Genomic DNA, 5,654 nt, shown 5'->3' with positions numbered 1-5,654 from the left:
CGTGGTGCTCCGCGTGGTGATCGGCCTTCCGGCGATACCGAACGCCGTCCGTTTAAACCCCGCGATGATTCGCGCGGCCCGGGCAGCGATCGCACGCCCCGCCCATCGTTCAATGACCGCGGCGGTGACCGTGGCGCCCCGCGCGAGCGCAATCACGCGCACGATGGCAGCCCGCGCCCCGCTCCCACCGACCGCCAACGGCCCTCGGGCGACAGCCCTTACGTGGCCCGCGACACCTCCGGACGCTTCGGCGACGACCGAAAGCCCGCTGCGCGCAAGCCGGTATCGAAGCCGTCAAAACCGCGTGACGCCGACGCTCCTCCCTCACCCGCCCGCATCGCGCGCGAAAATGAAGAAGGGCTCGTGCGCTTGTCGAAGGTGATGTCGGAACTCGGCCTGTGTTCACGCCGCGAAGCCGATGAATGGATTGAAAAAGGCTGGGTTCTCGTCGACGGAGAAGTCATCGACACGCTCGGCACCAAGATTCGTCCCGACCAGAACGTTGAAATTGCACCCGCTGCGCACGCAGCCCAGATGCAGCAGGTCACCATCCTGATACACAAGCCGGTTGGCTACGTGTCGGGTCAGGCGGAAGACGGTTATCAGCCGGCTGTCACGCTGGTCAATCCGTCCAACCATTGGGCCGACGATCAGTCCGGCATCCGCTTCACGCCGCTGCATCTGCGCACGCTTGCACCGGCAGGACGCCTGGATATCGATTCGACCGGCCTGCTTGTCCTGACCCAGGATGGCCGGGTGGCGAAGCAACTGATCGGTGGCCATTCGGACGTCGATAAGGAATACCTCGTGCGCGTGAAATTCGGCGATCTCGAAGTCGATATCGAACCGCATTTCCCGCCCGAAAGTCTCGCGCTGCTGCGCCACGGCCTCTCGCTCGACGACGTGCCGCTCAAAACAGCGCAGGTCAGTTGGCAAAATGGTGAACAGTTGCGCTTTGTGTTGCGTGAAGGTAAAAAGCGCCAGATCCGCCGGATGTGCGAGCTGGTCGGGCTGGAAGTGGTTGGCCTGAAGCGGATCCGGATGGGACGCGTGACGCTCGGCGCCTTGCCGCAGGGCCAATGGCGTTATCTGGGCGCGGACGAAGCGTTCTAAAAGCAGCTTCGTTCACGCTTTCCGCGCGCTTCAAAGCGTCGCGGAAAAACGACGAAATTGTTACCAATCGATGCGAACGGCACCCCGCCGATCGCATCGATTTTTTTTGGCCAACTTTTTGGCTAAAGAAAATATGACGCATGACCGTTAGTCAGGTACACGCGCAATTTACCGCTTCGAGTCGCGTGTGCTGGGCGCAGTGCTACTGGAGAATTGCCATGTCCGTTGAGATCATTGTTCGCGAAACCAAAACCGGCCTCGAAATCGTCAGCGGCCGACGAAGACTCGATGCACTGCTCGCCGTTCGCGACGAAGTCGTCGTGACGAGCCCGGGAGTGGGTGAAGTTGTCATCGCGCGATTGCCGGACGGACGCTTGCAGGCATCGGCGAATCCGGAGCACATTGCATTGTTTCGCCAACCGGAAATGGCGTCGGGACCGAAGAAAAGCTTCGCTTGACGATGGAAGCGGCCGGGCTCCGGCGGCTTTGATTTCGTAGTGCGTTGATGATCCGGTTAAACGGTCGGATTCTGTCCGGCACGGCGGAGTGCGTCGTCAACTAATCATGCGCCGCACCAGAGCTGCAACAAGAGCCTCATCTCGCCAAACATAAGGGCCGCGATTCTTCGCGGCCCTTATTTCGTCGTATGGCTGAACAGCCTGCCAAACCAGCCGGCGCCCCCAGCCAGGCGGCGCTTTTATCGATCAATCGTCGCTTTTCGGATCGAGCCCTGGAAACAGGATCTCGGTGAAGCCGAATTTCGAGAAGTCCGTAACGCGCATGGGATAAAGCTTGCCGATCAGGTGATCGCATTCGTGCTGCACGACGCGCGCATGAAACCCTTCTGCCAGCCGTTCGATCGGTGAGCCGTACTGATCGAACCCCTGATAACGGATCATGGTGTACCGCTGCACCGCGCCACGCAGGCCCGGCACCGACAAACACCCTTCCCAGCCTTCTTCCATGTCGTGCGAAACCGGCGTGATGATCGGGTTGATCAGCACCGTTTCCGGTACCGGTTCGGCCTCCGGATAACGCTCGTTTTGCGCAAAACCGAAGATCACAACCTGCAAATCCACGCCGATCTGCGGCGCGGCCAGCCCTGCACCGTTGGCATGACGCATGGTGTCGAACATGTCTTCAACAAGAGCGTGCAGCTCCGGGGTATCGAAATGGTCAACCGACTCGGCGATACGCAACAAACGCGGATCGCCCATTTTGAGGATTTCGCGAATCATGGGGTTTCTCCCTCCAAAAGCTTGCGCATACCATCTTCGTCGAGCACCGGGACACCGAGTTCCTCAGCCTTCACAAGCTTGCTGCCCGCCTCGGCCCCCGCCACCACGTAATCCGTCTTCTTCGATACCGACCCCGCCACTTTCGCGCCCGCCGCCTCCAGCATTTCCTTTGCGTCTTCGCGGGACAAATTAGGCAGCGTGCCGGTGAGCACGACCGTCTTGCCGGCAAGCACGCCCTGCGGCGCCTTCGGCGCGGGCGGGCCTTCGGGCCAGGTCACCTTGCCCGGCGCGCGCAACTGCTCGATCACCATCTGGTTATGTTCTTCGCTGAAAAAATTGTGCAGCGACTCGGCCACGACCGGGCCGACATCGTTCACTTCCAGCAATTCCTCGACGCTCGCCGCCATGATTGGATCTAGCGAGCCGAAATGCTTGGCGAGGTCCTTCGCCGTCGATTCCCCGACGTGACGAATACCGAGCGCGTACAGAAACCGCGGCAGCGTGGTTTGCTTCGCCTTTTCGAGGGAATCGAACAGATTCTGGGCGGATTTATCGGCGAAACGGTCCAGCGCGGCAAGCGTGGCCACGCCCAGATTAAACAGGTCCGCCGGCGTGCGCACGATGTTCTCATCGACCAGCTGGTCGATGATCTTCTCACCCAACCCGTCGATATCCAGCGCGCGCCGCTGCGCGAAATGCCACAACGCCTGCTTGCGTTGCGCGGGACAGATCAGGCCACCCGTGCAGCGAGCAATGGCTTCGTCGGGCAGCCTTTCGATCTTGGACCCGCAGACCGGGCACTCGGTCGGCATCACGAACTCGCGGGCATCGTCCGGACGCCGGTCGAGAATCGCGCCGACCACCTCGGGAATCACGTCGCCAGCACGCCGCACGATCACCGTGTCTCCGATACGGATGTCCTTGCGCCGCACTTCGTCCTCGTTATGCAGTGTGGCATTCGTTACCGTCGCGCCGCCGACGAACACAGGCGTAAGACGCGCGACCGGCGTGATGGCGCCCGTACGGCCGACTTGTACGTCAATTGCCAGCAACTGCGTGAGGGCTTCCTGCGCGGGAAACTTGTGCGCGAGCGCAAAGCGCGGTGCACGCGAGACGAAACCCAGCTTGTCCTGCTCGTCGCGCTGGTTGACCTTGTAGACCACGCCGTCGATGTCGTACGGCAAACCCTCGCGTTGCTCGCCTGTTTTGCGGAAGAACTCAAGCAGGCCGTCCGCACCTTGCACCACGCCGCGCTCCGCATTGACCGGCAGGCCCATTTCCTTGTACCAATCGAGCAGCGCCGAATGCGAAACCGGCATTTCCGCGCCGTCCAGCACGCCGATGCCATAAGCGAAAAACGACAACTGGCGCTGCGCGGTCATCTTGGGATCGAGTTGCCGCAAACCGCCAGCCGCCGCATTACGCGGATTCGCAAACTCACGTTGTTCAGCCTCGCGCTGGCGCGCGTTGATCTTCTCAAAATCGCGCTTGAACATGAGCACTTCGCCGCGCACATCAAGCCGCTTCGGTATGTTCTTGCCCTTGAGCTTCAGCGGGATGGAGCGGATGGTACGAACGTTCTCGGTGACCTCTTCGCCGGTCGCACCATCGCCGCGCGTAGCCGCCTGAACGAAGACACCGTTGTCATAACGCAGGGAAATGGCAAGCCCGTCGAATTTCAGTTCGCACGCGTATTCCACGGGCGAGCGCCCGAGCGCGTCGGCAACACGTTTATCGAACGCGATGATGTCTTCGTCAGCAAAACCGTTGTTCAGCGACAGCATGGGCACGTCGTGCGTCACCGGCTGGAAACCCGTTGCGACCTGACCGCCGACGCGTTGCGTGGGGGAATCGGGCGTGATCAGATCGGGCTGATCGGTCTCGATCTGCTGCAGTTCCTTGAACAGGACGTCGTATTCGGCGTCGGGCAGATCCGGCTGATCGAGAACGTAATACGCGTAGTTGGCGCGCTCGAGCTCCGTGCGCAGCCAGACGGCGCGCTCAGACGGCCGCTCGGCGCTGGCGACGGGCGCGCCATGCGCGGCGGACGCGGCGGATGCAGCTTTAGTATTAGCTTTAGAGGCGGCTTTCGGTTTGGCAGACATGCGGCGAGACAGGCTAGAAAGTTAGAAGAAACCGACCTGTTGATTGTCTCAGAGATCAGCTGATCGTGACATCGGCCGAATAGCCGATGCCGTACGAAACCGCTAACTGTCAAACAGCCGCCGCCGTATGATCTTTACTGGCTGAACAAGCGCCGCGTGGCGGGAGAGCCCGCCGGAATACCGGCCTGTTCGAGCTTCGCGTACAGCGTCATCAACTGCTTTTCAATAGCCAGCAGCGACGATTCCGGCAACGGCCGGCGCTGGTCGTCCACCACGCGCGCGCCAATGCGCTCGGAGAGCGACTTCGCGTAATCGCACATCAGACGGAACGGCAGGATGTCTTCATCGGCGACCGGTACGTCCAGCACCAGCGTGATCATCTGGCCGCCCTTGTACGTCAGGTCGTCGCGCAGGAAATTGGTATCGCCGAATAGCAGCATGAACACCGGGTTCTGCCGCGCATCGAGCTTGACGAAACGCGTGCCGTCGCGCGAGAGCAGCAGACCGTCCTGCGAGGCCACCGCTTGCACGTAGTTGGCCGACCACGGCGCGCCGTCGGAGAGAATGTTGATCGACAATTGCGCATCGCATTGAGCCGCAAATCCGTCCAGTTCACGCGCCATCCCGACCGTTTCCAGCATGTCGGGAAATTCTGGCGAACCGTCAATACCATCGGCAAAACGCTGCACACCCGTGACGAACTCTGAGAACTCCAGTTCATTCAGCGGGCCACCGCGATTGGCCAGCTGCACCGCCGCGCGCAATTCTTCATAACGCGCGCCGTTCTTGAGCAACTCCCAGGTCGTGCCGCCTTCAGGCTTGCCTTCTATATGCACGGGCTTCGCGCCCGCGCGACGCAGCTTCTGCGCGCTCGGAATCAGCTTTTCGCCCGCTATGGGGCCAAGCAAACGGATCGGCACCACGCAATCGATCCGCCGGTCCACGATAGCCGGCGGCGCCGATGAAATCGTGGTCGCCGCGGGCAAAACGGGTTCGTCATCGTCGGCCAAAATCGGCGATATGCCTGACGAATCCGGCTCCGGGAAATCACCATTCACCGAAGTGGCTTCAGCCTGGATATCGACTGCGGTATCGGCCGGCGCCACCGTGGAAAGCGGCGCACCGCCGAAGCTCGGCTCAACCCGCGTGTCCGGTGTATCGCCCTCGCCCATGGCGGGTTCACGCCGGACCGGGCGTG

5 protein-coding genes are annotated in these 5,654 nt (G+C 61.5%); 2 read left to right on the top strand and 3 right to left on the bottom strand.

Annotation, left to right across the window (positions count from 1 at the left end):
* Together JWR14_RS11575 and JWR14_RS11570 are read left to right on the top strand one after the other, a co-directional pair.
* Positions 1-1,113: pseudouridine synthase (locus tag JWR14_RS11575; RefSeq protein WP_299706124.1), on the top strand; the 1,113-nt coding region annotated here is incomplete at its 5' end.
* A 218-nt stretch (positions 1,114-1,331) separates the two neighbouring features.
* Complete coding sequence (locus JWR14_RS11570; protein WP_031364003.1) at positions 1,332-1,571, top strand: hypothetical protein; 240 nt, start codon at positions 1,332-1,334, stop codon at positions 1,569-1,571.
* A 246-nt stretch (positions 1,572-1,817) separates the two neighbouring features.
* On the opposite strand, the gene def is transcribed toward JWR14_RS11570, so the two are convergent.
* The 3 genes from def to JWR14_RS11555 all read right to left on the bottom strand — a co-directional run.
* Positions 1,818-2,351, bottom strand: a complete 534-nt coding sequence (def, locus tag JWR14_RS11565; protein ID WP_299706122.1) for a peptide deformylase — start codon at positions 2,349-2,351, stop codon at positions 1,818-1,820.
* A complete protein-coding gene (ligA, locus tag JWR14_RS11560) occupies positions 2,348-4,456 on the bottom strand; it encodes an NAD-dependent DNA ligase LigA (RefSeq protein ID WP_299706119.1) in 2,109 nt (702 codons plus the stop codon). The genes def and ligA overlap by 4 nt, the downstream gene beginning before the upstream one ends.
* A gap of 134 nt (positions 4,457-4,590) precedes the next feature.
* Positions 4,591-5,654 (bottom strand): cell division protein ZipA C-terminal FtsZ-binding domain-containing protein (locus tag JWR14_RS11555; protein ID WP_299706116.1); only part of this gene is annotated, 1,064 nt, incomplete at its 5' end.

This window comes from Caballeronia sp. (assembly GCF_028292365.1).
Lineage (GTDB): Bacteria > Pseudomonadota > Gammaproteobacteria > Burkholderiales > Burkholderiaceae > Caballeronia.
Note: the sequence above shows the minus strand (reverse complement) of the source record. Positions and strands in the feature narration are given on the sequence as shown.

Coding starts and splice junctions, on each gene's coding strand:
- ligA (WP_299706119.1), bottom strand. CDS start 4,456: ATGTCTGCCAAACCGAAAGCCGCCTCTAAAGCTAATACTAAAGCTGCA.
- JWR14_RS11570 (WP_031364003.1), top strand. CDS start 1,332: ATGTCCGTTGAGATCATTGTTCGCGAAACCAAAACCGGCCTCGAAATC.
- def (WP_299706122.1), bottom strand. CDS start 2,351: ATGATTCGCGAAATCCTCAAAATGGGCGATCCGCGTTTGTTGCGTATC.